Source organism: Acidovorax sp. GW821-FHT10A04 (assembly GCF_059415825.1).
In genome coordinates, this window is the sequence record NZ_JBWKNZ010000006.1 from 343,223 (window position 1) to 368,434 (window position 25,212).

Annotated in this window: 22 protein-coding genes; 18 read left to right on the plus strand and 4 right to left on the minus strand. The window is 69.4% G+C overall.

Going from position 1 to position 25,212, the window contains the following annotated elements; translation table 11 throughout:
• Nucleotides 1-3: 3 nt before the first annotated feature.
• Nucleotides 4-477, plus strand: coding sequence for a hypothetical protein (locus tag AC07PF_RS15700; RefSeq protein WP_494612504.1), 474 nt, complete (start codon nucleotides 4-6; stop codon nucleotides 475-477).
• Nucleotides 478-494: 17 nt separating this feature from the next.
• Here the strand turns inward: AC07PF_RS15700 and serB are convergent, their stop codons facing one another.
• The gene (serB, locus tag AC07PF_RS15705; protein ID WP_494612505.1) at nucleotides 495-1,199 is read right to left on the minus strand and encodes a phosphoserine phosphatase SerB; all 705 of its coding nucleotides are present in this window, start codon (nucleotides 1,197-1,199) and stop codon (nucleotides 495-497) included.
• Nucleotides 1,200-1,242: 43 nt separating this feature from the next.
• Nucleotides 1,243-2,139 carry a LysR substrate-binding domain-containing protein gene (locus AC07PF_RS15710; RefSeq protein WP_007859540.1) on the minus strand — a complete coding sequence of 299 codons (897 nt, stop codon included), beginning with the start codon at nucleotides 2,137-2,139 and terminating at the stop codon, nucleotides 1,243-1,245.
• A gap of 249 nt (nucleotides 2,140-2,388) precedes the next feature.
• On the opposite strand from AC07PF_RS15710, the gene AC07PF_RS15715 reads away from it, so the two are divergent.
• The 7 genes from AC07PF_RS15715 (at nucleotide 2,389) to AC07PF_RS15745 (ending at nucleotide 10,149) form a co-directional block, all read left to right on the plus strand.
• A complete protein-coding gene (locus tag AC07PF_RS15715; RefSeq protein ID WP_494612506.1) occupies nucleotides 2,389-3,462 on the plus strand; it encodes an ABC transporter ATP-binding protein in 1,074 nt (357 codons plus the stop codon).
• A gap of 22 nt (nucleotides 3,463-3,484) precedes the next feature.
• On the plus strand, nucleotides 3,485-5,131 hold the full coding sequence (locus tag AC07PF_RS15720) for an ABC transporter permease (protein ID WP_494612507.1): 1,647 nt from the start codon (nucleotides 3,485-3,487) through the stop codon (nucleotides 5,129-5,131).
• A 28-nt stretch (nucleotides 5,132-5,159) separates the two neighbouring features.
• The gene (locus AC07PF_RS15725; protein ID WP_494612508.1) at nucleotides 5,160-6,143 is read left to right on the plus strand and encodes an ABC transporter substrate-binding protein; all 984 of its coding nucleotides are present in this window, start codon (nucleotides 5,160-5,162) and stop codon (nucleotides 6,141-6,143) included.
• 382 nt (nucleotides 6,144-6,525) lie between these two features.
• Nucleotides 6,526-7,926 carry an L-serine ammonia-lyase gene (locus tag AC07PF_RS15730; protein WP_494612509.1) on the plus strand — a complete coding sequence of 467 codons (1,401 nt, stop codon included), beginning with the start codon at nucleotides 6,526-6,528 and terminating at the stop codon, nucleotides 7,924-7,926.
• A gap of 61 nt (nucleotides 7,927-7,987) precedes the next feature.
• Entirely contained in the window at nucleotides 7,988-8,569 is a 582-nt protein-coding gene (locus tag AC07PF_RS15735) for a hypothetical protein (RefSeq protein WP_494612510.1), read from the plus strand.
• A 222-nt stretch (nucleotides 8,570-8,791) separates the two neighbouring features.
• Nucleotides 8,792-9,670 (plus strand): hypothetical protein, encoded by an 879-nt coding sequence (locus AC07PF_RS15740; RefSeq protein WP_494612511.1) that lies wholly within the window; start codon nucleotides 8,792-8,794, stop codon nucleotides 9,668-9,670.
• A 47-nt stretch (nucleotides 9,671-9,717) separates the two neighbouring features.
• Nucleotides 9,718-10,149, plus strand: coding sequence for a hypothetical protein (locus tag AC07PF_RS15745; protein ID WP_494612512.1), 432 nt, complete (start codon nucleotides 9,718-9,720; stop codon nucleotides 10,147-10,149).
• Nucleotides 10,150-10,192: 43 nt separating this feature from the next.
• On the opposite strand, the gene AC07PF_RS15750 is transcribed toward AC07PF_RS15745, so the two are convergent.
• Nucleotides 10,193-13,864 (minus strand): DEAD/DEAH box helicase, encoded by a 3,672-nt coding sequence (locus AC07PF_RS15750; protein WP_494612513.1) that lies wholly within the window; start codon nucleotides 13,862-13,864, stop codon nucleotides 10,193-10,195.
• Nucleotides 13,865-14,058: 194 nt separating this feature from the next.
• On the opposite strand from AC07PF_RS15750, the gene AC07PF_RS15755 reads away from it, so the two are divergent.
• Genes AC07PF_RS15755 through AC07PF_RS15765 form a run of 3 tightly spaced genes read left to right on the plus strand, consistent with a single transcriptional unit; the run spans nucleotide 14,059 to nucleotide 15,718 of the window.
• A complete protein-coding gene (locus tag AC07PF_RS15755; protein ID WP_494612514.1) occupies nucleotides 14,059-14,580 on the plus strand; it encodes a GNAT family N-acetyltransferase in 522 nt (173 codons plus the stop codon).
• Entirely contained in the window at nucleotides 14,577-15,209 is a 633-nt protein-coding gene (locus AC07PF_RS15760; RefSeq protein ID WP_494612515.1) for an FMN-dependent NADH-azoreductase, read from the plus strand. The genes AC07PF_RS15755 and AC07PF_RS15760 overlap by 4 nt, the downstream gene beginning before the upstream one ends.
• Before the next feature lie 41 nt (nucleotides 15,210-15,250).
• A complete protein-coding gene (locus AC07PF_RS15765) occupies nucleotides 15,251-15,718 on the plus strand; it encodes a carboxymuconolactone decarboxylase family protein (protein WP_494612516.1) in 468 nt (155 codons plus the stop codon).
• Nucleotides 15,719-15,722: 4 nt separating this feature from the next.
• On the opposite strand, the gene pdxR is transcribed toward AC07PF_RS15765, so the two are convergent.
• Nucleotides 15,723-17,177 carry a MocR-like pyridoxine biosynthesis transcription factor PdxR gene (gene pdxR, locus AC07PF_RS15770; RefSeq protein WP_494612517.1) on the minus strand — a complete coding sequence of 485 codons (1,455 nt, stop codon included), beginning with the start codon at nucleotides 17,175-17,177 and terminating at the stop codon, nucleotides 15,723-15,725.
• Nucleotides 17,178-17,416: 239 nt separating this feature from the next.
• Between pdxR and AC07PF_RS15775 the strand changes: the two genes are divergently transcribed.
• The 7 genes from AC07PF_RS15775 (at nucleotide 17,417) to AC07PF_RS15805 (ending at nucleotide 25,098) form a co-directional block, all read left to right on the plus strand.
• On the plus strand, nucleotides 17,417-18,313 hold the full coding sequence (locus tag AC07PF_RS15775) for an amino acid ABC transporter substrate-binding protein (RefSeq protein ID WP_494612518.1): 897 nt from the start codon (nucleotides 17,417-17,419) through the stop codon (nucleotides 18,311-18,313).
• Between the two features lie 291 nt (nucleotides 18,314-18,604).
• A complete protein-coding gene (locus AC07PF_RS15780; protein WP_494612519.1) occupies nucleotides 18,605-19,918 on the plus strand; it encodes an HD-GYP domain-containing protein in 1,314 nt (437 codons plus the stop codon).
• A gap of 131 nt (nucleotides 19,919-20,049) precedes the next feature.
• Nucleotides 20,050-20,889: a presqualene diphosphate synthase HpnD gene (gene hpnD, locus AC07PF_RS15785; protein ID WP_494612521.1), complete on the plus strand. Its 840-nt coding sequence runs from the start codon at nucleotides 20,050-20,052 to the stop codon at nucleotides 20,887-20,889.
• 22 nt (nucleotides 20,890-20,911) lie between these two features.
• Nucleotides 20,912-21,739 (plus strand): hypothetical protein, encoded by an 828-nt coding sequence (locus AC07PF_RS15790; RefSeq protein ID WP_494612522.1) that lies wholly within the window; start codon nucleotides 20,912-20,914, stop codon nucleotides 21,737-21,739.
• Nucleotides 21,736-23,043, plus strand: a complete 1,308-nt coding sequence (hpnE, locus tag AC07PF_RS15795) for a hydroxysqualene dehydroxylase HpnE (RefSeq protein WP_494612523.1) — start codon at nucleotides 21,736-21,738, stop codon at nucleotides 23,041-23,043. Before AC07PF_RS15790 ends, hpnE begins: the two co-directional genes overlap by 4 nt.
• 146 nt (nucleotides 23,044-23,189) lie before the next feature.
• The gene (locus tag AC07PF_RS15800; RefSeq protein WP_007860788.1) at nucleotides 23,190-24,224 is read left to right on the plus strand and encodes a Bug family tripartite tricarboxylate transporter substrate binding protein; all 1,035 of its coding nucleotides are present in this window, start codon (nucleotides 23,190-23,192) and stop codon (nucleotides 24,222-24,224) included.
• Nucleotides 24,225-24,432: 208 nt separating this feature from the next.
• Nucleotides 24,433-25,098 carry a response regulator gene (locus AC07PF_RS15805; protein ID WP_007860789.1) on the plus strand — a complete coding sequence of 222 codons (666 nt, stop codon included), beginning with the start codon at nucleotides 24,433-24,435 and terminating at the stop codon, nucleotides 25,096-25,098.
• The last annotated feature ends 114 nt before the right edge of the window (nucleotides 25,099-25,212 follow it).

Below are 25,212 nucleotides of genomic sequence, written 5' to 3' on the forward strand. Positions count from 1 at the left end.
CCCATGGCCACCGATTGCAGCACCGCCCCGCCCACCGCCGGCCCTGCCGCGGCTGCAGCACCGCGCGTGGTGGCCCGGTTGCGCGTGGGTGTGCGCCACGCGGCCAGCTCGCTGTGCCTGCGCGTCGCGTGCCTGAACACCACCGCCGCCCCCCTGGGCAACCAGAGTCTGGAGCACGGCATGGCCCAGCTGCTGGCCGCCGCCGACCGCCTGCTGCGCGAGGCCGGCAGCCACAAGCACCGCATCCTCTCGTGCGAGCTGTTCGTGCGCGAGCCCACGCACACGGCGGATGCGCGGCGCATGCTGTGCGGCTGGATGGCCGGCGGCCTGGCCCGCCAGCAGGTGGCACCACCGGCCGTGCATGCCCACTCGCTGGTGCGGCCCCTGCCGGGCACAGCGGGCCAGGTCGCTGCCACGCCCCTGGTGGAAATTGCGCTGGTGGTGGCGCACCGGGCAGGCACAGGCACCGCCCTGTAGCAGCAGCAGGCCGGCAGTCAGCGCAGCACTTCGAGCAGGCGGTCCAGCCCACCTTCGTTGATCGCCACGTGGGCCTGCGCGCGCACCACGGGCTTGGCCCGGTAGGCCACGGCCAGCCCAGCCGCGCCCATCATCGGCAGGTCGTTGGCGCCATCGCCCATGGCGATGGCCTGCGCAGGCGCAATGCCCATCTGCGCGCACACCGCGAGCAGCTTGCGCTTCTTCTCCTCGCCATCGACGATGTCGCCCCAGGGCTGGGGCAGCAGTCGGCCCGTGACCCGGCCATCGGCCACCTCCAGCACATTGGCACGCACATCGTCCAGGCCCAGGCGCGCCTGCAGGCGGTCGGTGAAGCAGGTAAAACCGCCGGTGACCAGGATGCAGCGCAGGCCCGCCGCCTTGCAGGCGCCGATGAGCGCCTGCACGCCGGGGTTCAGGCGCAGCCTGCGCTCATACACCTCGTCGAGCGCCTGCTCGGGCAGGCCGGCGAGCAGCCCCACGCGCTGGCGCAGGCTCTCCTTGTAGTCGCCGATCTCGCCGCGCATCGCCGCCTCGGTGATGGCTTCCACCGCCGCGCGGCAACCGGCCAGGTCGGCCAGCTCGTCCACGGTTTCGATGGCGATCAGCGTGGAGTCCATGTCGAACGCGATCAGGCGGTAGTCGGACAGGCGCTGCGGCAGCACGGTGCCGCGCACTTGCAGGCCGGGGGCAAAGTCAAGCATGGGTCATGCCTTCAGGGGTTCGGTAAAGACGACGACGAAGCGATCAGACACCTGCATGTCCCTGCTGGCCCAGCCAGTCGATGAACTGGCGCGCCAGCCCGGCCAGCGGGTTGTCCGTGCGGTACTGCGCATACACGCCCGGGCCCTGCAGGCGCGGTCGGGCGAACAGCGGGCGCAGCCGGTCCGCGTGCACATCCTCCTGCAGCAGGCACCAGGGCACGAGGGCAATGCCCAGGTCGTTCATGGCGGCCTGCATGCACAGGAACTGGTGGTCGAACACGGGGCCCGGCAGTTGCGGGGGCACCTGCAGCCCGGCCAGGCCGAACCACTGCGGCCAGGCGTCCATGCCGCCGCTGACCTGCAGCAGCGGGTGCCCCAGGCAGTCGGCCACGGTGTGTACGCGGTTGTTCTGGATGAAGCGCGGTGAGGCCACGGGCAGCAGGTAGTCGTCGAGCACGCGCGTGCAGGTGTGCTCGGGCCGCTGCATGGGCATGCGCTGCACCACCACGTCGTTGCTGGCGTCGGCACGCTCGATGAACTGGCGGCCCATGGTGGACAGCTGCACATCCACCCCCGGCACCAGCGCCTGGAAGCCGCCGAGCCGCGGTATCAGCCACTTCATGGCCAGCGATGGCGAGGTGCATACACGCAGCGTGCGCCGCCCACCCGGCGACTTGACGGCCCCGGTGGCCGCCGCAATCCGGTCCAGGCTGGCCTGCACCTCGGCGAAGTATTCGCGCGCATGGGGCAGCAGCACCACGCCGCGGGCCTCGCGCGTGAACAGCGGCTGGCCCAGGTAGTCCTCCAGCAGGCGTATCTGCTGGCTCACCGCGCTGTGGGTGATGCTCAGCTCCTCCGCCGCCGCCGTGAAATTGGCATGGCGCGCCGCCGCCTCGAAGGCACGCAAGGCCTTGAGCGGTGGAAGCACACGCGTCGCCATGCCGTCGCCCTCTCAATCCTGCCCGCGCAACGCAGGGCACATGCACGCAAGTATCTGGCGAACGACAACGGATGGCATGAAGAACAGGGTGTCTTTCAAGAGGGAATCAGCAAAACAGGCGCTTACATCTTAGGGGACGCGTCCATTAGAAAAACTAACCGCATACCCCATAAAAAAGCGCTGGTCGCGGTGCCGCCCCGCTCCCTATCATGGCCCACCACCGGTCACCGCACCCACCCCCAACACGCCATGGCATCCATCACCATTGACGGCATCGTCAAGCAGTTCAGCGGCCAGACCGTGCTGCAAAATCTCTCGCTGCACATCCCTGACGGCGCCTTCTACACCCTGCTGGGCCCCAGCGGCTGCGGCAAGACCACGCTGCTGCGCTGCATCGCGGGCTTCTACGAGCCCGATGGCGGGCGCCTGCTGTTCGACAAGGACGACGTGACCCGCGTGTCCACCCACCACCGCGACATCGGCATGGTGTTCCAGGACTACGCGCTGTTCCCCGACAAGTCGGCCTTCGACAACTTGGCCTACGGCCTGCGCGCCCGCAAGGTGGCCAAACCCGAGATCGCGCGCCGCGTGGGCGAAGCGCTGGAAAAGGTGGGTCTGTCGGCCCTGGCCGACCGCTACCCAGCGCAGATGAGCGGCGGTCAGCGCCAGCGCGTGGCCCTGGCCCGCGCCCTGGTGATACGCCCGCGCGTGCTGCTGATGGACGAGCCCCTGTCCAACCTGGACGCCAAGATGCGCCTGCAGATGCGCGACGTGATCCTGGACCTGGTGCGCGAGGCCGGCATCACCACCGTCTTCGTCACCCACGACCAGGAGGAAGCCCTGGCCATGTCCGACCGCATCGCCATCATGGACCGCGGCTCCATCGCTCAGCTGGGCACGCCCGAGGAGCTCTACGGCACCCCCGTGAATGCCTACGTGGCCGACTTCATCGGCTCGGCCAACGTGATCCCCGTGGCGGCCCGGCGCATGGACGAAGGCACGCCCGCCCATGTGCGCTACCAGCTGGCCGGACAGGAGCTCGACGGCGTGCAGGGCAGCCCGCAGCTGGGCGGCGAGAGCGTGCTCATCGCCCGGCCCGAAGACCTGTCGCTCATGGCCCCGGCCCCGCACGTGCCCAATGCCCTGCACGGCCAGGTACTGCGCCGCCAGTACCTGGGCTTCAAGACGGCCTACCGCATCCAGCTGCAGGACGGCCCCGAGATCCGCGTCGAGCTGCATGCGGGCAACACCGTGGCCGACTTCCAGGCCGGCGACGCCGTGCAGGTGCTGGTGCCCGCCGACAGCCGCGTCGTGAGCGCATGACCGCACACCCCGAAAGCAAGCCATGAAAATCAACTGGTGGCCCTGGGGCGTGCTGACGCTGGTCAGCCTGGTCCTGCTCGCCTTCTTCGTGCTGTACCCGCTGGCGGTGCTGTTCGGCAACAGCGTGGTGGACGACGGTGGCGGCTACTCGCTGGCCGCCTTTGCCGCGCTGGCAAAGGACAGCCAGTACCTGCTGGCCTTCAGGAACACGCTGGTGCTGGGCTTCTCCGTCACCGCCTGCACCGTGCTGGTGGGCGTGCCGTTCGCCTACATGGTGGCGCGCTACGAGTTTCCGCTCAAGAACCTGGTGGCCGTGCTGCCCATCCTGACCATCGTGATCCCCGAGATCATCGTCGGCCAGTCGTGGCTGCTGGTCCTGGGCAACAACGGCCTGCTCACCAACTTCTTCGCCGACATGGGGGTGGAGTTGCCCTCGTTCTACGGCTGGACGGGCATGGTCTTCTCGATGACGCTGGTGTACTACACCTACATCTACCTCGGTGTGCTGGCCGCACTGCGCGGCTTCGACGGTCAGCTCGAGGAAGCCGGCCTGAGCCTGGGCACCTCGCCCTTCGTGACCAAGATGCGCGTGCTGGTGCCGGTGATGCTGCCGGCCGTGCTGGTCAATGCGCTGGTGGTTTTCACGCTGGTGGTGGGCAACTTCGCGCTGTCCATGCTGCTGGGCAGCCGCGTGCCGCTGCTGTCGGTGATGACGTACAACACCTTTGTCAGCGAGATGGGCGGCAGCCCGGCGCTGCAGAGCGCCATGTCGGTGGTGTCCATCGCCATCGTGGCCATCGTGCTGTTCTTCCAGAAGCGCGTGGTCGAGCGCAAGATGTACGCCATGACCCAGGGCCGCGCACCCGCGCCGGTGCGCGTGCGCTCGGGCGCGGCGCTGCTGTTCACCGTCACCGTGGGCCTGGTCATCCTGGCGTCCATGCTGCCGCTGGTCATCGTGTTCGTGGGTGCCTTCACCGAGACCAGCGGCCCGGTCATGCGCTGGGGCAGCTGGTCGCTGGGCAGCCTGCAGCGCGCGCTGCAGGGCGCGCCCGAGCCCATCATCAACTCCATCAAGTTCTCGTCCATCGCCACGCTGGCGGGGGTGGCCTTCGCGCTGCTGGTGAGCTACCTGACCATCAAGAAGCGCAACACCTTCACCCAGGCGCTCGACTACATCGTGGTGCTGCCGCTGACCATCTCGGGCACGGTGCTGGGCATCGCGCTGGTGCAGACCTTCAACACCGGCTGGCTCATCCTGGCGGGCAGCTCGGGCATCATGGTGCTGGCCTACACGGTGCGCCGGCTGCCGTTCGCGGTGCGCAATGCATCGTCCACGCTGTTCAACATCCCGGACTCGATCGAAGAGGCCTCGATCAGCCTGGGCGTGTCGCCGCTCATGACCTTCTTCAAGGTCATCCTGCCGGCCATGAAGGCATCGCTCATCTCGGCAGCCATCCTGATGTGGGTGACTACCATCTCCGAGCTGTCGGCCTCGGTGGTGGTCTACACCGGGGGCCTGGAGACCATGCCCATCACCATCTTCCGCCAGGTCGACGGTGGCCGCCTGGGCCTGGCATCGGCCTATGGCGCCGCCCTGGTCAGCGTGATCCTGCTGCCCATCGTGGTGGCCATCAAGGTCTTTCGCATCAACCTGTTCTCGAGCAAGTAATCCCTACCCACCACCCAAGAGGCCTTCCATGAAGATCAAGACCCTGTTGCAATGCACGCTGGCCGCCATCGGCCTGGCCGCCGGCCTGGCCCAGGCCCAGACCGTGGTGCTGTACTCCTCCAACAACACCGAGACCATCGAGACCGCGCTCACCGTGGTCAAGCAGAAGGCCGCATCGCTCAACGTGCAGCAGGTCACCGGCGGCACGGGCTCGCTCATGAAGCGCATCCAGGCCGAGGCCAAGAACCCGCGCGGCGACGTGCTGTGGAGCGGCGGCTTCGGCACCATGGGCGCCTACAAGGACCTGCTGGAGCCCTACAAGTCGCCCGACCTGGCCGCCATTCCCGCCGAGTTCCGCGGCCCCGACAACCTGTGGGTGGGCACCAACCTGCATGTGATGGTGCTCATGGTCAACGAACGCCAGCTCAAGGGCCTGGCCGCACCCAAGACCTGGTCCGACCTGATGAAGCCCGAGTGGAAGGGCAAGTTCGCCATCACCGACCCGAGCAAGAGCGCCACCGCCTACATGCTGGTCTACGGCCTGCTCAAGCAGTTCGGCAAGGACGGGCTGGAGAAGATCGCGGCCAACGCCGTGGTCACCTCGTCCTCGGGCACCACCTACAAGGGCGTGGCCTCGGGCGAGTACCCCGTGGGCCTGACCATCGAGTACGCAGCGCAGGAATACGTGGCCGGCGGGCAAAAGGAGATCAAGCTGGTCTACCCCGCCGAAGGCAGCTACCTGGCGCCCGAGGGCATGTTCATCGTCAAGGGCGCCAAGAACATGGAAGCCGCCAAGGCGCTGTACAACGGCCTCCTGAGCAAGGAGGTGCAGCAGGCCCTGCTGGTCAAGAACTTCCGCCGCCCCACGCGCACGGACATCGCCGTCTCCAAGCTCACCGCGCTGCCCGACCTCAAGTCGATCAAGATCTTCCCGCTGGACCAGGACAAGGCCTCGCAGGAATACGAGCAGCTCGCGGCACTGTGGAACATCGCGGTGGCCAAGGCGCGCTGAAGGCGGCGAATGTAAGAAACATTCATGGGCGGCAAGCCAGGCCAGCGCATCGCCGACCCGGCGCCACAAAGACCACCAGCAAAGGGCACTACGCTATTCAATCAATAGCAACCTGAGCCCTTCGCGCACCCGGCCGGCGGCCTGGCACGGGCACTCAGGGATAACGCCCGTACCGGGGCCCGGCTGCGCAGTTAGCCTCAGGCCCACTCCCGCACCAAGAGTGCTGGCAGTGCGAAGGACGCCTGTGGTTCCATGACCGGCCAGCGATGGTGCTACCCGCGCCATCGCCGTTGTCGGCCATCGGCCGGCATGGTGAATGCGTCTTTGTCCCCGTCATCCACGGAACCCCACGGCCCTACCCCCCACCGCGAGCACAGTCCCCATGTCCGTCAGCGTTTTCGACCTTTTCAAGATCGGCATCGGCCCCTCCAGTTCGCACACCGTGGGGCCCATGATCGCGGCGCGGCAGTTTGCCTGCCACCTGCAAGCCACGGTGGGCCTGGCGGCGGTGCACGGGGTGGTGGTGGAGCTGTTCGGCTCGCTCTCGGCCACGGGCGTGGGCCACGGCACCGATACCGCCGTGCTGCTGGGCCTGGCCGGGCATGAGCCCGACCGCATCGACCCCGACCAGATCGCCCCCGCCATCGCCCAGATCCGCGCCAGCCGCAGCCTGGCCCTGCTGGGCGAGCACAGCGTGCCCTTCGTGGAAAAGGAGCACCTGCTGTTCCGCCGCCGCAGCCTGCCCCTGCACCCCAACGGCATGGCTTTCCATGCGCTGGATGCCCAGGGGATCAAGCTCGCCGAGCGCGAGTACTACTCCGTGGGCGGCGGCTTCGTGACCAACGCGGCCGGCGAGCGGGTGCTGAACTCGGCAGCGGCATCCGGGCCCGGGACAGCCGGGCACGGCAACGGCCTGCCCTACCCCTTCAGCACCGGCGCTGGCATGCTGGCCCAGTGCCAGGCCACCGGCATGACCGTGGGTGCGCTCATGGCCGCCAACGAACTGCACTGGCGCAGCGCCGCCGAACTGCGCCGCCAGCTGCTGGCCATCTGGCACACCATGGCCGGCGCCGTGCAGCGCGGCTGCGCGGCCACCGGCACCCTGCCCGGCCCCATGCACGTGCGCCGCCGCGCGGCCGAGTTGCACCGGAGCCTCAACACCCAGTCCGAGGCCGCCCGGCACGACCCCCTGTCGATGATGGACTGGGTGAACCTTTACGCCATGGCCGTCAACGAGGAAAACGCCGCCGGTGGCCGCGTGGTGACCGCCCCCACCAACGGCGCGGCCGGCGTGATCCCGGCCGTGCTGCAGTACTACGTGAACTTCCTGCCCGGCGCCGATGAGGAGGGCATCGCCACCTTCCTCCTCACTGCGGGCGCCATCGGCATCATCTACAAGGAGAACGCATCGCTGTCGGGCGCCGAGGTGGGCTGCCAGGGCGAGGTCGGCGTGGCCTGCTCCATGGCCGCCGGTGCCCTAGCTGCCGTGATGGGCGGCAGCCCCGAGCAGGTGGAAAACGCCGCCGAGATCGGCATGGAGCACAACCTCGGGATGACCTGCGACCCCGTGGGCGGCCTGGTGCAGATCCCCTGCATCGAGCGCAACGCCATGGGCGCCATCAAGGCCATCAACGCCGCCCGCATGGCCCTGCGCGGCGACGGCCAGCACGTGGTCTCGCTCGACAAGGTGATCAAGACCATGATGCAGACCGGCGCGGACATGAAGGTCAAGTACAAGGAGACCTCGCGCGGCGGGCTGGCGGTGAACGTCGTCGAGTGCTGAGCCCCCTACTCCGGTAGGGTTCTCACGGACCGGACAGGCCCACAGAATCGGGCTTTTTGCCATGACCACACTGTCCCCAGCCACTTCACCGACTGCCCCGCTCACCCGAGTCTCGCTGCTCGCCCTCGCCGCAGCACTGGCCGGCTGCGGCGGCGGCAGTGACGACCCGCCCCCGCAGGACGTGGCCCTGCTCGCGGGCGACTGGCAGTCCCAGGGCTGCACGGTGATCGGCAGCCGCCTGAGCGAACGCGGCCTCTTGCGCCTGGTGCGCCAGGACGCCACACTGTTCACCCAATCCTATGGGGCAGTGGTCTATGCCAACGGCGACTGCACGGGCAACGGCACGGTGCGGCTCCTCGCGCCGGAGACGGCCACCCCCCTCGTGGTACGGCGCACGGCCTCCACCGGCTCCCTTGCCGTCTTCTGGGCACACTGGACGCAGGATTCGGTCGACAGCACACCCTATGGCCGCTGGGCGCTCAAGGGAGATTTCATGTGCCCCGCGTTCTACGCTGTCGTGCTGGCCATCTTCCCCCCGCCACCGCCACCAGCGCCGCACACCTCCTACGACCCGGAAATCGCCGCACGCCAGACCGACGAGATGCTGCAGCGCAGGGCCTGTTACACGCGCGTGCCCGCATAGGTCACTGCTCGGCGAGCCCGGGGGCCTGGATGTGCAGGGAGATGCGGGTGGAGGACATGGGCGCAGGGTAGACGGAGTCCACGCCCACGGCAAGAGATCGCCGGGCTTGGGTTGGCAATGCAGCGAGGTGCGCCAGCGCAGTAGACTGGTGGCACCCGCGTTTTCACAGACCCCATGGCCCCACCTCCCGCTCTTCACCGACTGCTCGCATTGCAACAGCGGATGGCCGATCTCGATGCCGAGCAGCGCCGCGAGGATGCGTACGACAACGACGAAACCGAAGCGCCCGCCACCTTGGGCGAGAGCCACCAGTTGATGTTTGCGCCGGTCGGTGAGCGCTGGCATCTTCAATACCATGGCCCGGCCACGAGCACGCGGCACTCGGACCAGCCGATCTTCGCCGAACTGCTGGAGACGCTGGCCGATCCCGTGGTGGCCAGCGCCTTGCACGCATTGGGCTTTTCGGGCCCCGATGCCGGCGCGAATGGAACGCGCGAGTGGGTGTTCACGCCGCTGCTGGAGCAGGGTGTGCAGTTCCCCCATCTGCGCCACCTGGCCATCCCCCAGGCCGACAACGCCGCCCACAACGCGGTGTGCATCGTCCGCGAAGGGGAAATCCTGGACGATGCCGGCGACGTCGCGCGCCTCGTCGCACTGGCCCCGGGGCTCGAATCGCTGGAGCTGCCCTCAGCCCCGGACCCTGCGTTCTTTCGCGTGCCGCTGCCGGCACTGCGCCAGATGAAGATCGGCGCAGGCCACAACCCCAATGGCTTCATAGCCCACCTGGCCCGGAGCGGCGCGCAGTACGGGCAGCTCGTCCACCTGGACTTCAGCGATGTGCTGGGCCCGTTCCTCCAACCCAGCGATGACTGGCCCGCAACGCCCTTCGAGGACTACGAAGCCCTGTTCCGCTCCCCATTGGCGCAGGGTCTTCGGGGCATGGTGCTGCGCAACGCCCAGTTGACCGAAGCGCAGTACCGGCAGCTCAACCAGATGCAGCCGCGCGTCTCGCTGCAGGTGGCGCACAACTTTCCCGGCTGCTACGTGGACCACTGGAGCCCCCAAGGCTTCGCGTGGAAGCACCTGCTGGTCAACGGCTGAGCCCCACGGCGTTTTCCATGCCACTCCCCACCCCTTGAGGAAGCCCCATGTCCAACAGCCAGTTCGCCTTCATCCAACGCCAGTCCGTCCCCGACCGCGCCACGCTGCAGGCCTCGCTGGACCGGCTCGGCTTCGACCTCAAGCTGCACCCGGACTTCACCCGCTTCGACGACTCGGGGTTCCTGCCCTTCACGCTCAACGGCGTGGAAGGCCCAGGCTTCGAGATCCACTACAGCGAAGCGCAGGATGTGGTGGCTGACGACGAGAACTTCGCCGCCATCGCCGATGGCCGTGACTACTGCATCACCATGTGCTGGGGCGGCCGCATGAAGGACCTGGCCTGCGTGATGATGGTCAGCTGCGCACTGGCCCAGGACTTCGGCGCGGCGGTGTCGTACGAGGGCGAGGAGCCCCAGCCACTGGAGGACATGCTGCACACCGTGCAGGTGGCGCTCAAGGAAGCGGCAAAAGAGAAATAGGCGAGAGCCAGGCAGGCGATCAATCCGCCGCCCGCGTCCCGATTCACCCGAACGGTCGCTTGGGCACCTGCCGGGCCAGCTCCGCAAAGTGTCCCACGCTGCCCCAGGCGGTGCGCGAACCGACCACGTACAGCCGCGATTTGGCGCGCGAGGCCATGACGTTGAGGATGTTGGGCACGCCGCCGGCCCACTGGCGGGCGCCCTTCTCGCCCGCCATGGGCGCGCCCAGCACGGCGATCACGGCCTCGGCTTCCTTGCCCTGGAAGGTGTGGATGGTGCCCACGCGCTCGTCAAGCCACTTGCGCGCATCGACCCCGAAGAGCTCGAACAGCTGGGGTTCGGCGCGCAGCAGCAGGCGCATTTCCTGCGCCACCACGCGGAACGGGCAGATCACGTAGATGTCCGGGTTCTGCACGCCGGCGCGGGCCAGCTTGCGCAGCATGCGCATGACCACCTGGCCCTCTTCGGCGCTCCACTTGGGAGCGCTGGCGGTGGAGCTGGTGTCCGGGTCGAACCAGGCGGAGGGGCCCAGCACGTCGGCGACGTCGCCCACGCTGTCCGGCCCCATGGCCGGCACCATGCGGTTGTCGTACGCAATCGCGTTGGATACGCCGAACATGGGCTCTTGGAAGCGGCGGCGCACCAGCAGCGGCAGGCCCACGGCGCGCGTGCCGTCGGGCGTGCTGAAGTGGGCCTTGATGGGGCTGGCGCTGTCGGCCAGGGTCTGCACCGAGGCCTGCGGTGCACACCACAGCCCCCGGTCCACGCGTTGCTGCAGGGAGATATGGTTCACCAGGTTGTCGGGGATGGTGACCACGGGCGGAATCTGCAGCGTGTCGCCCACGATGACGGCACGCCGGGCACGCAGCAGCGCGCCCACCGCCGCCTGGGGCGTGGCCTGTCCGGCCTCGTCCACCAGCAGCCAGCCGAACGATGCCGGCGGCAGGTCGCCCAGCATGCGGTGGATGGAGGCAAAGGTGGTGGACACCACGGGCACCACCAGGAACAGGCTGGACCACAGGTCCGGCAGCAGCTGGCGCCGCGCCGCATCCGGGAAGGTACCCGACTGCAGGGCCGCCATGAGCACGCCCAGGTTGTGCTCCATCTTGTGGGCCGCCACGGTGACGAAGGCCTTGTGCACATCGAGCGCGGCAACGAACAGCTTCTCGCGCTGCTGGTGGACCTGGTCGTCGAGCCAGGGCACGGCCAGGTTCCAGGCCTCGTGGCCGCGGTCGAAGAAGGATTCGTCGACGAAGCGGTCACCGATGCGGGCGTAGGCCTCCTTGAGCATGGCACCGAGGTTCTCGGCCTCGCGCTGGGCGGTTTCCAGCTGGGCATTGGTGGCGCCCAGCTCCTCGGCAAAACCCTTTTGCCGCTGCGCGGCGGTCTCCAGCGTGGCCTGTGCCTGCGCTTCGGCACGCACGGCCTCGCGGTGCACACCTTCCCGCGCCGAAGCCTCCGACATCCAGCGCCGGAAGGCTTCGGAGACGAACACCCGCGCCGACACGCCAGGCCGGGCCGCCTGCAGGGCCTGCAGCTCGCGCTCGGCCGCCACGACGGCGGCGCGCGCCTTGCTCGATCCCTCGATGGCCTGGGCATAGGCCGCAGAGGCCGCGCTCAGCGAGCGGGCGATGGCCTTGTGCTTGCCATGCAGCTGGTTGATGTCATCGCGCAGGCGCGCCAATCGGGGTGCCAGGGTGCGCGTCTCTTCCAGCCGGGCCAGGATGGCCTCGACCGAGTGCTTGAGTTCGATGAAGGACTTGCGCGCCCGTTTCCACTGCTGCAGGGCGGCATCGCCACTGAGCGGCCGCTCGGCGGCGACGATGCGGGGCGCCACCATCCGCGGCGGCTGGCCTTCGGCGGTGGGCTCCGGGCGCGAGACGTCCAGCCCGCGCGCGGCCTTGAGGTAGGTGCAAAAGCCGAAATCCTCGTGCAGCCAGAAGCGCTGGCGGAAATCCCGGCGATTGCGGCTGTTGCCGAGTGCGGCGGCCATCAGCCCCCAGGGTTGGTCGGCGGGGTCGGCAGGGAAGTTCTTTTCCTCGCCATACAGCAGGGCCCGGGCGGTGGCGGCAAAGTAGCGCGGGCCGGGCTCGACGCTGCGGCCCGCAGGCAGCTCGCGGCTGACGTTTTCCACCGCCTTGTTGTTGCTCGAGGCGACGAGCACCTCGAAGCCCTTGAGCCGGGGGTCCAGCCCATGCAGGTGCAGGAACTCGCCCTCGCCGACCTGGAAGCGCTGCCCCGTCGGGATGAAGGCCTTGTTCGGATCGTCGAACTCCACCAGCCGGGCCGCGCGGCTCTCCACGCAGTGCGCCACCAGGTCGCGCAGCAGGGTGATCTTGCCGGTGCCTGGCGGGCCGTTCACCGCCAGAATGCCCTGCCTGTCGCCCGCGAACTCGGCGCGCGCCGCATTCACGGCCGCCTGCTGCAGCGTCACCACCGGGTGGCTGCCCCGGCTGGGCCAGCGTGCGGGCGGAAAGCGCGCGGGAGCAATCAGATCGGCAATGCCTGCAGTGTCCTTGAGCAGGTCACGTGCGGGCCCGGACTTCAGTACGGACAGGTAGCGCAGCAGGGCCTCGGGTGCAGCCCCGCTGTCCACCATGGCGCGCGCCTTGGCCAGGTCATCGAGGTAGAAGGAGTTGATGGGCGGCGAATCGGGCGCCCCTTCCAGCTTGGGGTGGCGGTACAGCCGCGCCACGAAACTGGGTGGCAGCACATGGTCGGGGCGCAGGCCCAGGGTGGCACACAGCCAGGCGTGGCTGTCGTTGATCGCCTTCAGGTCCAGCGGCAGGGGCCGGCCTTCGCCGTCCACCCGGGCCAGGCGCCGGTGCAGTTGCTCGCGCAGCAGCTTTTCGGCATCGGGCCAGCGCGCAAGCGCGCCGGCCTTGCCGCGCAGCACCGCCGGAACGCCCCAGGCAAAGCTGGAGATGGCCACGGTTTCGGGGCCGGCGAGCAGGCCATCCTGGTCCACGATGACCATGGCGATCGGCGCCCGATGCCGTTGGTAGGTGCGCGTCTCCTCGTCCTTGCCGAAGGAGGACAGCAGATCGGTCATGCACATTTCCATGCTGACCTCGCCGAGCACGACCAGGTAGAACAGCCGGAACGGCGGCTTGTAGGACTGCTCGCCCCGCTGCCACGGCAGGGGTTCGCCATCGACCTTGGCGATGGACGCACGGTCGCCACCGACCAGCGTTGCCGGGTCGGTGTAGGCCAGGGGGGCGAGCACCTCCAGCGACAGCCAGGCGGACAGGATGGCGTGGGCCGAGTCCTGCGCGGCATGCAGGCTGGCGGGGGTCGCCGACTCCAGCGCGGCCAGGGCGTCCCGGGCCTCGGTATCGCCGACGGCGCTTGCCACCATCGGCCCCGGTGCCGGCACGGGCACGAAAGCCGGGGCAGCGCCCGGCGCGGCGGGTGCCGGGGCTGTGGCCTGGCCGGCACGTGCGCCCGCCGGCCGCGGCATTGCGGAAGGCAGCGAAAGGGAAAACGGCGCGCGGTCCACGGTACCTGCCAGCCCGTTCAGCGACGGCACGCGCAGGTCGCCATCGACCGGCGGGCTGCCCCGGCCATCCGGCACGGCACGGGCTGGCGGGCGATGTTCCTGTTCTGCGGCAGTGGCATGGACGACCTCCCTCGGACCTTGTATGGCTTCGTGCGGCATTGGCAGATCGGCAGTGCCCTCCCCGGCATCGGGGCGGTTGGCTGGGGGGGAAGGCATGGCTGTCAAAAAAGGCGCGCAGCCGAGCATGTTACATGCGACAGCCCGCCGTTCCCAGTGCCTGGCCGATGGATGGGCCCAAAAACCTGGTTGGCGGCGCATTGCAGATGGCCCTTCCCGGCCCTGCATGGTCCATGCCAGTCGCCAATTCTTGGTGCTACCGCCCCGCCGCTCGCGTCCCTAAAGTCCAGCCCATGGACCCACACGCACCCCTTCCCCCCAGCACCTTGCCGCCATCGGTGGCCAGCCATGCACCCTATGGCCCGGCGTTGCGCCATGCCGACACCGATGCCGACCTGGTGGCCTGCTGGCCCGTGGTGCAGCAATTGCGCCCGCGGCTGCAGAGCGCCGAGGACTTCATCGCCCGTGTGCACCGCATGCGCGCCGACCGCTACCGCATCCTGGCCGCCTGGCAGGACCGGCACACCGCCGTGGCGCTGGCCGGCTACCGCGTGGCGGAGAACCTGATCTACGGGCGCTTTCTGTACGTGGACGACCTGGTCACCCTGGACACCGCGCGCGGCGCGCGCTGGGGCCAGGCACTGATGGATGCGATGGCGCGCATTGGCGAGGCCGAAGGCTGCAGCTGCCTGGTGCTGGACACCGGGCTGTCCAACGCGCTGGCCCAGCGCTTTTACTTTCGCCAGGGGCTGCTGACGCAGGCCCTGCGCTTCGGGCGCCCGCTGCAGGCCGCACCGCAGGGGGCCGGGGCATGACCGCGAACATCCTGCACATCACCTGCAGCGCCCGGGCCGAGGAGTCGCAGAGCACGCGCTTTTCCTACCGCATCGTGGAGCGCCTGCAGCCGGCCGGCGTCACCCTGCGCGACCTGACCTGGGCCCCGCTGCCGCATGTGGACAGCGCCTATGCCCACGCCCTGGCGGGCCGGCCGCCGGGGGAGCATAACGCGCCCCACTTGGACAGCCTGGCCCGGTCGGAGCAGTTGATCGCCGAACTGAACGCTGCCCACGCCATCGTCATCGGCCTGCCGATGCACAACTACACCATTCCTTCGTGCCTCAAGGCCTGGGTGGACCATGTGCTGCGCATCGGCCACACCTTCGCGCCCTCGCCCGAGGGCAAGCGCGGGCTGCTGCGCGACCGGCCGGTGTACATCGCAGTGGCCTCGGGTGGGTTCTTCACCGGGGCCAAGGCCAACCAGCCCGACTTCGTGACGCCCTACCTGCAAGCCGCCCTGAACACCATGGGCCTGCGCACGCTGCATTTCTTTGCCCTGCAGGGCCTGGTCTTCGGCCCCGAGCGCGTGGCCCAGGCCTGGAGCGAGGCCACAGCGGCGCTGGATGCCGTGCTGGCCCCTGCGAGCGCTGCCGCGGCGATCGCCTGAGCGCCCTGCCCCTTTTCCACTTTTTTGATCCAGGAGTACCCATGTCCCAACGCCTTGACCACAGCAAGATCGCCCCCAACGCCGCCAAAGGCTTCTACGCCGCCAGTGCCTACCTATCCCAGTGCGGCCTGCCCACCGTGCTGATCGACTTGGTCTACCTGCGCGTGTCCCAGATCAACGGCTGCGCCTACTGCGTGGACATGCATTCGCGCGACCTGCTCAAGCACGGCGTCAGCGTGGACAAGCTGGTGCTGGTGCCTGTGTGGCGCGAGGCCGGCGCGCTGTTCGATGCGCGCGAAAGCGCCGCGCTGGCCTGGGCCGAGGTGCTGGCGCGCGTGGACCAGACGGGTGCGCCCGACGAGGACTTCGCCGCCGTCTCCCGCGTCTTCAGCGAGCGCGAGGTGGTTGACCTGACCATGGCCATTTGCCTCATGAGCGCCTTCAACCGCCTGGGCGTGGGCATGCGCCTGGTGCCCCAGGCTGCGGCAGCGGCTGCAGCGGCCGCCTGAGCGCTCAGCCGCGCTGTTGGCCCTCGACCAGGCCCAGGAGCTGCCGGCAGTGCGCGGCAGCCTCGCCCTCGGGCACATTGGCCACCCCCAGCACCAGGCCGGCATGGTGCGGCTGCGGGTCGGCATACCAGGGCGACAGCGGCACCGGGGCCAGGCCGTGCTGGCGTACCCGTAGGGCCAGCGCCACGTCGTCCATCCCCGGAGGCAGACGCAGCAGCACCGAGAGCCCCGCCGTGCGGCAGGTGGCCGATTGCGCCTGCAGGCTGGCCACGATGGCGTCGCGCCGACTGGCGTACAGCTGCTTCATGCGGCGCAGGTGCCGCAGCAGGTGGCCGCCCTGCAGGAACTCGGCCACCGCCTGCTGCAGCAGCGGCGCGGGGGCCGAGCCGAACAGGGCTGCCGCCTCGTCGAAGCGCGCCACCTGCGCCGCCGGCACCACCAAAAAGCCCAGGCGCAGCGACGGGTTGATGGTCTTGCTGAAGGTGCCCACATGCAGCACGCGCCCACCAGCGTTCTGTGCGGCCAGGGCGGGCATGGCCCGGCCTGGTGGCAGCTGCAGCTCGCCCAGGTAGTCGTCTTCGAGCACCCAGGCGCCGGCCTGCGCTGCCCAGCCGAGCAGGGCCTGCCGGCGCTCCACCGACAGCGTGGCCCCGAGCGGCGCCTGCTGCCCCGGCGTGACCACGGCCAGCACCGCTTGGGGCGCAGCCGCCATGCCAGCCGCCACGTCCAAACCCAGCGCATCCACCGGCACGGGCACGCCGGCCACGCCCAGGGCCGCCAGCGTGCGGCGCGTGAGCGGGTAGCCCGGGTCTTCGCACCAGGCCTCGCCGCCTCGCAGGCCCAGCGCCTGCACGGCCAGCGCGATGGCCGCCGTGTGCCCGCTGGTGATGAACACCTGCGCCGCGCTGCAGGCCATGCCGCGCGCCACGGCCAGGTAGGCCGCGATGGCCGTGCGCAGCAGCGCCTCGCCACGCGGGTCGGGGTAGCGCAGCGGGGCCCCGGCCGATGCCCGCGCGGCGCGCGTGACGGTGCGCGCCCAGACCTTGGCCGGAAAGGCATCCTGCGCGGGCACGCCCATCTGGAACATGCCGCTCACGCTGCGCGGGTAGTTGGCCACGGGGTCGCGCAGCACGGCGGCAGCCGGGCCCGCAGCCGGTGCCACCGGTGCAGGCGCCACATGGCGCCCGACGAAGGTGCCCGCCGCGCCCAGGGCCACGATCAGCTGGGCATCGATCAGTGCCTCGTACGCCGCACGCACCGTGCCGCGCGCCACGCCCAGCTGCGAGGCCAGGTCGCGCCAGGACGGCAGGCGCGCACCCGGGGCCAGCCGCCCCTGGGCAATGGCCGCATGCAGCGCCTTGCGGATCTGCTCCGTAACCGGCTCGCGCGCGCTGCGGTCCACCGCCAGGTGCAGCGTGGCGGGCGTGGAGGCAGGAGAGCCAGGAGCGGAAGATTCCATGGAACAGGGCGTGCGTTCAAAGGCGGCAGCAAAAGGCAGTCCCGTGGATCATGCCCATGATTGCCGCCCCGCGCCGCGGCCGGTGAATGTGGCGGAATGCCGACGCCCAAGGGCGAGACAGTGGCAAAGCGGCCAAGGCCCCTTCACAATCCGCGCATCGACCAGGACGGCCCACAAGGCATGGTCCCTGGCGTTTTTTCATCGGGCACCCGCCCGGCTCCTTTTCTTTTCATCCTTCCATGAAATCTGTTTCGATGCTGCGCCACGTGGCGCTGATGGCGGCGCTGTTGCTGGCCAACGCCCCCGCCTGGGCCGAAGACACGCTGGCGCGCATTGCCAGCTCGGGCGAGCTGCGCCTGGGCCACCGCGAAAAATCGCTGCCCTTCTCGTACAAGGACGCCAGCAGCGGCAAGGTGCAGGGCTACACCGTGGACATCTGCCTGCAGATCTTCGAGGAGATCAAGAAGGAGCTGAAGCGCCCGGACCTGAAGCTCAAGTACCTGCTGGTGGACGGCAAGAACCGCATCAGCGACGTGAAGGACAACGTGGTGGACCTGGAGTGCGGCGGCACGGCCAACACCGCGGCACGGCAAAAGGAGATTTCCTTCAGCCACCACATCTTCGTGGCGTCCTCGGCCTTCCTGGTGCGCAAGAATTCGGGCATCAAGACGCTCGACGACCTGCAGAACAAGAAGATCGCCGTGCAGGGCAAGACCACCAACGAAAACCTGCTCAAGGCCAACGAGCGCACCTTCAACCGCAAGTTCAACTACGTGGCGGTGGACAGCACGCTGGACGCCGTGAACGCACTGGCCAAGGGCGAGGCCGACGCCGCCTTTGCCGACGACGCCGGCATCTGGATCCCGCTGACGCGCCTGGGCAAGTCCATGGACGACTACCTGTTCCTGGAAAAGCGCCTTTCGGTGGAGCCCTACAGCATCGGCCTGCGCCGCGGCGACCCCAAGTTCAAGGAGCTGGTGGACCGCGTCACGCGCCGCATGATCCAGGGTGGCGAGATGCTGACGCTGTACAAACGCTGGTTCAGCTCGGACCAGGGCACACTGCCGATGAGCATCTTCATGAAGGAAGCGCTGCGCCGGCCCAGCGACATCGGGGTCGAGCAGATCGCGTTCTAGTTGGTTACATTGCGGGCTTGATACGGGTTGGGGCCTGTCAACACTGATTTCGGGGATCGCGTTGCCCGGCCTGGGGGCTGGATGCAAGGCGCCCGTGCGCAGCAAGGTGTGCACCTTGCAAGCGCGGGCAACGCCGCAGACGGCCCCCAGGCCGGGCAACCCGAAGGGAAGGCCCCGAAATCAGTGTTAACAGGCCCCCGCCCCCTTTCAGTTGCTGACAACAGCCCAAATTTCAGGGCGCAGAGGGCCTGGGTCGTTTTATAGTCGATAGCAATAATTTGTAACTATCGAATGACGAGCACGACAGACGCATCTTTGCCCGACGGTGTGGACGCGGCCGACAGCCCCCACTACCTGCGCGCGCTGACGGACATGGCCGACGAGCGCACGGTGGTGGCCGGCGCGGCCATCTATACAGACAACGGCATCAAGCTGGTGGAAAAGGGCGCGCGCATCGACAGCCGCCTGTACGACCGCCTGGTGCAGCACAAGCTGCGCGAACCCATCGACAGCAACCTGTCGGTGGAGAACCCGGTGAACGTGGAGGCCCTGGTGGATGCCGGGCAGGACCTGGCCGAGCAGGACGCACTGGCCAGCCTGCTCTCCGAGGCCATCGGCTCTGCCGCGCGCCTGCTGGCGCCGCTGCGCACCGTCAGCCTGCCCATGCCCATTGCCTGCAAGCTCACGGTGATGCGCGAGAAGCGCCCGGCGCTGTACCTGCACAGCGTGCGCATGATGATGGTCTCGGTGTACCTGGGCCTCAAGACCGCCGAACGCGACCTCGGCGCGCTGGCCGCCGCCGCCCTGCTGCACGACCTGGGCGTGCTGCACATGGACCCAGCCTGGAACGACCCCGATTTCAAGGTGGTGGGCGTGCAGCGCAAGCACCTCGTCGCCCACCCCATCACCTCCATGCTGATGGTGCGCGACACCAAGGCCTACCCCCCGGCGGTGGCCGACGCCGTGCTGGAACACCACGAGCGCATGGACGGCACGGGCTACCCGCGCGGCCTGGCGGGCGCGGCCATCTCGTCCATGGGCCGCATCCTGATGCTGGCCGAAGTGGTGGCCGCCTTCTTCGAGAAATACGACGACATGCCGGCACAGCGCCTGTCGCTGGTGCTGCGGCTGAACCACCGCAAGTTCCCGTCTGCGCTGGTGGGGCACATCCTCCCGCTGCTGCAGGAAGAGGTGGCACGCGAATCGGCGCTGATGCCGCTGGGCAACGATGCCCCGCGCCAGGCCGAGCTGCTGGCCGACGCCTTCATCCAGTGGGACGGGCTCAAGGCCGCCCTGCCTCCGGCCATGGTCAAGGCCATGCCCCAGAGCAGCGCCTTCGCCTTCACCGATGCGCGGCTGATGGCGCTGCAGAAGGCCCTGGTCGAGGCCGGCTCCCACCCGCAGCACCAGGCCGACCTGATGGCCCAGCTGCAGGGCGACGCCATGGGCCTGGCCGAGGTGGCACTGGTCGGGCGCGAAGCGATTTTCCAGCTGCAGAGCGTACTCAATGCCTGCCACCGCCGCTGGCCCGACCTCGCCCAGCGCGCCACGCCGGGCGACGCGGCCGTGGCCAACTGGTGCGACTGGGCCGCCGAGCGGCTCTGACCCCCAAGGCTGGCGCGGGCGCCGCATCAAAAACCATAGCTGCCCGTCCTTTGTGACAGGCTGCTGACTGCCCCACAGGCAAATCCCGCCCGCCACCGGGTGGGGGCCCGGACATGGGACAATCGCCCCCCATGACACCGCAGCAGTACGTACAACAAAAAGCCGTCGCCTCAGGAAGCAGCTTCTACTACGCCTTCCTGTTCCTGCCGGCGCCGCGGCGCGCGGCCATCACGGCGTTCTACGCGTTCTGCCGGGAGGTGGACGACGTGGTCGATGAAGTGAGCGACCCCGGCGTGGCCCGCACCAAGCTGGCCTGGTGGCAGGCCGAGGTGGCCAAGGCCTATGCCGGCCAGCCCACCCACCCTGTGATGCAGGCCCTGATGCCGCACGCGGCCGACTATGGCATCGAGCAGCGCCACCTGCAGGCCGTGATCGACGGCTGCCAGATGGACCTGGAGCAGACCCGCTACCTGGATTTTGCCGGCCTCACCCAGTACTGCCACCTGGTGGCGGGCATCGTGGGCGAGGTCACGGCGCGCATCTTCGGCCAGACCGACGAGCGCACCACGCAGTACGCCCACACCCTGGGCCGCGCCTTCCAGCTGACCAACATCATCCGCGACGTGGGCGAGGACGCCATGATGGGCCGCATCTACCTGCCCGTGTCGGAGCTGCAGCAGTTCGACGTGAAGGCGCACGAGATCTTGAAGCGCCAGTACTCCGACCGCTTCACCGCGCTGATGAAGTTCCAGGCCGAGCGCGCACACCGCACCTACGACGAGGCCCTGGCCCTGCTGCCCGACGCCGACCGCCGCGCGCAAAAGCCCGGGCTGATGATGGCCAGCATCTACCGCACCCTGCTGCGCGAGATCGAACGCGACAACTTCCAGGTACTGCACCAGCGCATCCGCCTGACCCCGCTGCGCAAGTTCTGGCTGGCGTGGAAGGTGCAGGCGCTGGGGCGCATGTAGTCCGTCCCCCGGGAAACCCGCCATGAACCATTCTGTGCGCCCTTCGCCCCTCCCGCACCTGGCCGGTGCCGCCGTGCTGGCGCTCGCCCTGGGCGCCGCCGCCCTGCCCCAGCCCGCACACGCCTTCTGGGGCCTGCTGGGCAAGGCCGCCAGCGGGGCCGGCAAGGCAGCCGGGGGCACCGCGGGCAAGGCAGCCGGGGCTGCAGGCGCGGCCGGGGCCGCCGGGGTGGCGGGCGAAGCAGCCACCGCGGCCGGTACGGCCGGCAAGGCTGCCGCGGCCGGGGCAGGCGCCGCCACGCTGGCCGATGATGCGGCCCGGGCCGGCGGCAAGGCGGCCGGCACCGCCGACGCCGCAGGTGGTGCGGCCCATGGCTTCAGCGCCGTCAACGCTGCGCTGCCGCCCGAGGTGGCCGCGTACCTGGCCAAGCCCGCTGCCAGCCTCACAGGCTCCGACACGGCTGCCATGATGGGCCTGTACGAGCGCATGGTGGCGCAGGCGGGCAAGACCGGCGATTTCAGCGTGATCGAGCGCATGCCCCAGGTGCACGGGGCCAAGACGCTGCCACAGCCTGCGCAACCCGTGCCTGTGCCGGTCAAGGCCGGCGCCACGGCGCAGCCACCGGCAGCGGCCCCCGCCCCATCGGCGGCTGCCGAGATGAGCCTGGCCGGGCTGCGCCTGCTGGCGCATGCCGGCTCTGCGGGCCACCGGGGCGCCCAGAACGAACTGCGCGAACGCTGCGCCGACCCCGCCGTGCTGCGCACCGCGCCGGCCGATTTGCAGGCGCATTGCAAGGCGGCCCTGGCCAGCAAACCCGCCAGCGCAGCCAAGCCCCGGCCATCCGCTTCATGAAGATCGCCGTCATCGGCGCCGGCTGGGCCGGCATGGCCGCGGCCATCGCGCACGCGCAGGCCGGCCACGCTGTCACCGTGCTGGAGGCCGCGCGCACCGTGGGCGGCCGCGCCCGCGCGGTGCAGGCCACCCTGCCCGACGGCACGGCGGCCACGCTGGACAACGGCCAGCACATCCTGATTGGCGCATACACCGAAAGCCTGCGCCTGATGCGCCTGGTGGGGGTGGATGCGGGGTCCGCCCTGCTGCGCCTGCCCCTCACCCTGCAGTTCCCCGACCGCACGGGCCTGGCCCTGCCCGACCTGCCGCCCCCCTTCGACGCCGTGCTGGGCATTGCCCGCGCACGCGGCTGGGGCTGGCGCGACAAGCTGGCGCTGCTGCGCGCGGCCAGCGGCTGGCAACTGGGCGATTTCCGCTGCGCGCCCGAAACATCGGTGGCGCAGCTGTGCGCCGGCTTGCCGAAGCGGCTGGTGGCCGAGTTCATCGACCCGCTGTGCGTATCGGCCCTCAACACCCCCGCCCACGAGGCGAGCGGGCAGGTGTTCCTGCGCGTGCTGCAGGACAGCCTGTTCAGCGGCCGGGGCGGTTCCAACCTGCTGCTGCCGCGCGTGAACCTGGGCGCCCTGTTCCCCGAGGCCGCGGCACGCTGGCTGGCCGCGCAGCATGGCGGTGCGGTGCATGCCGGGCAGCGCGTGCACGGCATCGCGCAGCAGGCCGATGGGCGCTGGGAACTGCAGGGCACGGACTTCGCAGGCCCTTACGACCACATCACCCTGGCCTGCCCGCCGTGGGAGGCCAGCCGCCTGGTCGGGGGCGCCACGGGCCTGCCAGCAGGGCAGGAGGCCACGCGCCAGCAGTGGTGTGCCACCGCCGATGCGCTGCGCTTCGAAGCCATCACCACCGTGTATGCCCATGGCACGGGCGCGTGCCTGGCCCAGCCCATGCTGGCGCTGCGCAACACGGCAGAGATGCCCGCGCAGTTCGTGTTCGACCGCGGGCAGCTCGACGGACTGCACGGCGTGCTGGCCTTCGTGGTGAGCGCCAGCACCGGCGAGCGCGCCGTGGTCACCGAGCAGGTGCTGCGCCAGGCCGCCGAGCAACTGGCTCTGCCCGGCCTGCAGGCCCTGCAGACCGTGGTGGAAAAGCGCGCCACCTTTGCCTGCACACCCGGCCTGGCGCGCCCCGGCATGCAGGTGGCACCCGGCCTGGTGGCCTGCGGCGACTATGTGGACGGCCCCTACCCGGCCACGCTGGAAGGCGCCGTGCTGTGCGGCACGGCAGCGGCTGCTGCGCTGGCGTGCTAAGTGCCCGCCTCGGGTAAACCCCGAGGCTTTCAGGCCCCCGAAGGCACAGGATGGGCCCCGACTGACAGCATTCCGAAAGCAGGCCCGCGCCACCATCGGCGCAGGCCATTTTTTTCTTTCGAGCCGCTTCTGACGGAGACAACCCCATGCATCCCTTCCTCACGCCCCACGCCCCCTCTTCCTCCCCCTTGTCCTCTCTGGACGCGCGCCGCCGCCAGCTGCTGTCCGCCGGCGGTGCCGCCGCCCTTGCGGGCCTGCTGCCCGGCATGGCCCGGGCGCAGGCCGCCTGGCCCGCCAAGTCCATCCGCTTCGTGGTGCCCTTCGCGCCCGGTGGCAGCTCCGAAATCGTGGCACGCTCCACGGCGGCCGAGCTGACCAAGACCCTGGGCCAGAGCGTGTTCGTGGACAACAAGCCGGGCGCGGCCGGCAACATCGCCATGTCCGAGGTGGCGCGCGCAGAAGACCAGCACACCCTGATCCTGGGCCACATCGGCACGCTGGCGGTGAACCCCTTCATCTTCGACAAGCTGCCCTACGACCCGAACAAGGACTTCAAGCCCGTGAGCCTGCTGGCCAAGGTGCCCAGCCTGTACGTGGTGCACCCCGACGTGCCGGCCAAGAACCTGCGCGAGTTCGTGGCTTACGTCAAATCCAAACCGGGCAAGCTGAGCTACGGCTCCGCTGGCAACGGCAGCGCCGGGCACCTGGCCTTCGAGTACCTGAAGATGACGGCCGACTTGTTCATGCTGCACGTGCCCTACCGCGGCACCGGCCCGATGCTGACCGACCTGCTCTCGGGCCGCGTGGATGCCTCGGCCGTGGGCGCCGCGGCCATCCTGCCGTTCATCAAGTCGGGCAAGGTGCGCTGCATCGCCACCGGCTCGGCCAAGCGCCTGCCGCAGCTGCCCGACGTGGCCACGGTGGCCGAGCAGGGCTTCCCCGGCTTCGAGATGACGCAGTGGTACGGCATGCTGGCCCCGGCCAACCTGGCGCCCGCCAACCTGGACAAGCTGGCCGCCGAGACCGCCAAGGCCGTCAAATCGCAGGGCTCGCTGGAGCGCCTCAATGCCGATGCCGCCGAGGCCATTGGCGACACGCCGGCGCAGTTCGCGCAGTTCATCGCGGCCGAACAGGCGCGCTGGAAGAAGGTGCTGCTGCGCGCCAAGGTGAAACCGGACTAAGAAGGTGTGAACGAACCCGCCATGCCCGCTCATCCCGCCAAAACACGCGCGCTCGTCGTTGCAAATGCTCGCCATAGCCCGAGCTATGGCTGCGCTTTGCGCCTAGATCGCACGCGTTTTGACGGCCTGCTCTGGCACGCCGGATCCATTCACACCTTCTGAGCCACGCGCCGCCCTGTCGGCGCGCAGGTAGCATCCAGCCACCACCATGCGCATCCTCCTGGCCGAAGACGAACACACCCTGGGCACCTGGCTGAGCCGGGCGCTGGAGCACGCCGGCATCCAGGTCGAATGGGTGACCGACGGCCGCCTGGCCGACCGCGCGCTGCAGCAGCGCGACCACGACGCCCTGGTGCTCGACCTGGGCCTGCCCGGCCTGGACGGCCACGCCGTGCTGCAGCGCCTGCGCGCGCGCGACCAGCGCCTGCCGGCGCTGATCCTGACCGCGCGCGACTCGCTCGACGAGCGCGTGCGCTCGCTCAACGCCGGGGCCGACGACTTCCTGGCCAAGCCCTTCGAGCTGGCCGAACTGGAGGCCCGCCTGCACGCCCTGGTGCGCCGCGCGCGCGGCACCGAGCACCCGCGCCTGGCCTGCGGGCCGCTGGTGTACGACGGGGCGCGCAAGCAGTTCGTGCTGCACGGCGAGCCGCTGGCCCTGTCGCCGCGGGAGCAGGCGGTGCTGCGCGTGCTGGTGCAGCGCAGCGGGGAGCCGTTTTCCAAGCAGCAGATACTGGACCGGGTGTTTTCGGATGAGGAGGATGTGCATCCTGAAGCCGTCGAGGTGTTTGTGCATCGGCTTCGCAAGAGGCTGGATGGGAGTGGGGTACGCATCACGACCTTGCGGGGGTTGGGGTATGCGTTGGAGCAGGAGTGATGGCTTCTGCTCGTTGGTTAAGGTTGCTGCATGCCTTGGTTGAGGGCGGAGGCCGGGATGTGCGCCCGGCGGCGCACCTTCTTTCTTTTGCGTCGCCAAAAGAAAGAAGGCAAA

Excerpts from the sequence above, each read along its gene's own strand:
- AC07PF_RS15750 (WP_494612513.1), bottom strand. The coding sequence starts at position 13,864 with ATGCCTTCCCCCCCAGCCAACCGCCCCGATGCCGGGGAGGGCACTGCC.
- AC07PF_RS15740 (WP_494612511.1), top strand. The coding sequence starts at position 8,792 with ATGGCCGATCTCGATGCCGAGCAGCGCCGCGAGGATGCGTACGACAAC.
- AC07PF_RS15700 (WP_494612504.1), top strand. The coding sequence starts at position 4 with ATGGCCACCGATTGCAGCACCGCCCCGCCCACCGCCGGCCCTGCCGCG.
- AC07PF_RS15760 (WP_494612515.1), top strand. The coding sequence starts at position 14,577 with ATGACCGCGAACATCCTGCACATCACCTGCAGCGCCCGGGCCGAGGAG.
- AC07PF_RS15780 (WP_494612519.1), top strand. The coding sequence starts at position 18,605 with ATGACGAGCACGACAGACGCATCTTTGCCCGACGGTGTGGACGCGGCC.
- AC07PF_RS15805 (WP_007860789.1), top strand. The coding sequence starts at position 24,433 with ATGCGCATCCTCCTGGCCGAAGACGAACACACCCTGGGCACCTGGCTG.
- AC07PF_RS15755 (WP_494612514.1), top strand. The coding sequence starts at position 14,059 with ATGGACCCACACGCACCCCTTCCCCCCAGCACCTTGCCGCCATCGGTG.
- AC07PF_RS15765 (WP_494612516.1), top strand. The coding sequence starts at position 15,251 with ATGTCCCAACGCCTTGACCACAGCAAGATCGCCCCCAACGCCGCCAAA.
- AC07PF_RS15720 (WP_494612507.1), top strand. The coding sequence starts at position 3,485 with ATGAAAATCAACTGGTGGCCCTGGGGCGTGCTGACGCTGGTCAGCCTG.
- AC07PF_RS15800 (WP_007860788.1), top strand. The coding sequence starts at position 23,190 with ATGCATCCCTTCCTCACGCCCCACGCCCCCTCTTCCTCCCCCTTGTCC.
- AC07PF_RS15730 (WP_494612509.1), top strand. The coding sequence starts at position 6,526 with ATGTCCGTCAGCGTTTTCGACCTTTTCAAGATCGGCATCGGCCCCTCC.
- hpnE (WP_494612523.1), top strand. The coding sequence starts at position 21,736 with ATGAAGATCGCCGTCATCGGCGCCGGCTGGGCCGGCATGGCCGCGGCC.
- AC07PF_RS15725 (WP_494612508.1), top strand. The coding sequence starts at position 5,160 with ATGAAGATCAAGACCCTGTTGCAATGCACGCTGGCCGCCATCGGCCTG.
- AC07PF_RS15735 (WP_494612510.1), top strand. The coding sequence starts at position 7,988 with ATGACCACACTGTCCCCAGCCACTTCACCGACTGCCCCGCTCACCCGA.
- AC07PF_RS15775 (WP_494612518.1), top strand. The coding sequence starts at position 17,417 with ATGAAATCTGTTTCGATGCTGCGCCACGTGGCGCTGATGGCGGCGCTG.
- serB (WP_494612505.1), bottom strand. The coding sequence starts at position 1,199 with ATGCTTGACTTTGCCCCCGGCCTGCAAGTGCGCGGCACCGTGCTGCCG.
- hpnD (WP_494612521.1), top strand. The coding sequence starts at position 20,050 with ATGACACCGCAGCAGTACGTACAACAAAAAGCCGTCGCCTCAGGAAGC.
- AC07PF_RS15790 (WP_494612522.1), top strand. The coding sequence starts at position 20,912 with ATGAACCATTCTGTGCGCCCTTCGCCCCTCCCGCACCTGGCCGGTGCC.
- AC07PF_RS15710 (WP_007859540.1), bottom strand. The coding sequence starts at position 2,139 with ATGGCGACGCGTGTGCTTCCACCGCTCAAGGCCTTGCGTGCCTTCGAG.
- AC07PF_RS15715 (WP_494612506.1), top strand. The coding sequence starts at position 2,389 with ATGGCATCCATCACCATTGACGGCATCGTCAAGCAGTTCAGCGGCCAG.
- AC07PF_RS15745 (WP_494612512.1), top strand. The coding sequence starts at position 9,718 with ATGTCCAACAGCCAGTTCGCCTTCATCCAACGCCAGTCCGTCCCCGAC.
- pdxR (WP_494612517.1), bottom strand. The coding sequence starts at position 17,177 with ATGGAATCTTCCGCTCCTGGCTCTCCTGCCTCCACGCCCGCCACGCTG.